The sequence below is a fragment of the Pseudomonas sp. MWU347 genome, from assembly GCF_017947305.1.
Taxonomy (GTDB): domain Bacteria; phylum Pseudomonadota; class Gammaproteobacteria; order Pseudomonadales; family Pseudomonadaceae; genus Aquipseudomonas; species Aquipseudomonas putida_A.
In genome coordinates, this window is sequence record NZ_JAFGZB010000030.1 from 1 (window position 1) to 1,206 (window position 1,206).

Sequence of the window (1,206 nt, forward strand, 5' to 3'; positions counted from 1 at the left end):
CGACAGCGCACGGCTGGTGCGCAAGGTCGAGGCCGATGGCGGTGAGCACCTCAAGGCCTATGACGATCAGGGCCGGCTGATCGCCGAGCAGGATCCGCTGGGCGCGGTCACCGAATACCGTTACGACGACGTCGGACGGCTGATCGCGCTGCTTCCGCCGGACGATGAGCCAACGTCCTACGAGTACCGTAACGGTTTCCTGCACAGCCGTTCTCGCGGTGAAGCGGTGTGGACGTTTCGGCGCAACGCCGAGGGTGATGTCACCGAGGCGGTCGATCCTGACGGCCAGGTCACCCATTACTACTACGACACGCGCGGGCAGTTGCTGTCGATCCGCTATCCGGACACCAGCCGGCACAAGTTGTCGTGGAACGACCTCGGGCAACTGATCGAGGAAACCCTGCCTGACGGTGGTGTGCGGCGCTTTTCCTACGACGCGCTGGGGCGACGGACGACCACTTGCGACGAACACGGCGCGATCACCCGCCAGCAGTGGGACGCGGTTGGCCGACTGGTTCAAACGACATTTCCTACAGGCGCCACTCGCGCCTACAGCTATGGCGCTTACGGCCAAGTCACTGCCGAGCGCGACGAACTCGGGCGCATCACCCGCTACGAGTATGACGACGACCTGCACCTCGTCTCGCGCAAGATCAACCCCGACGGCACGCGGGTGCAGTACCGCTACGACCATGCGCAACTGCTGCTGACGGAAATCGAGAACGAGTCCGGGGAAAAGTATCGCCTGGACTACACGCCAACCGGATTGATCCGACAGGAAACTGGCTTCGACGGCCGGCGCACCGCTTACGCCTACGACCGCAACGGGCACCTGCTGGAAAAGAACGAGTTCGGTGATGACGGCTCGACGCTGGTCACCGTCTACGCGCGTGATGCGGCCGGGCGCTTGCTGCTGAAAACCCTGCCGGACGGGGTTGAGGTGGCTTACACCTATGACCGACTGGGCCGTTTGACCGGGGTCGATGACGGTCAAAAGCATCCACTGGCCTTTGAATATGACCGGCAGGACCGGCTGATCACCGAGCATCAGGGCTGGGGCACCCTGCGTTATGTCTACGACGCTTGCGGCCAGCTCAAGCGCCAGCGTCTGCCGGACAACAGCAAGCTCGACTATCACTACGCCAAGGGCGGCGCGCTGACCGCCATCGACCTCAATGGCACGCGGCTGACCAGTCACGTCTACCT

The 1,206-nt window shown here is 63.4% G+C and carries 1 pseudogene; it reads left to right on the forward strand.

Annotated features, from left to right (window positions below):
- Positions 1-1,206, forward strand: a pseudogene (locus tag KCG87_RS27315) (type IV secretion protein Rhs); the annotation flags it as partial.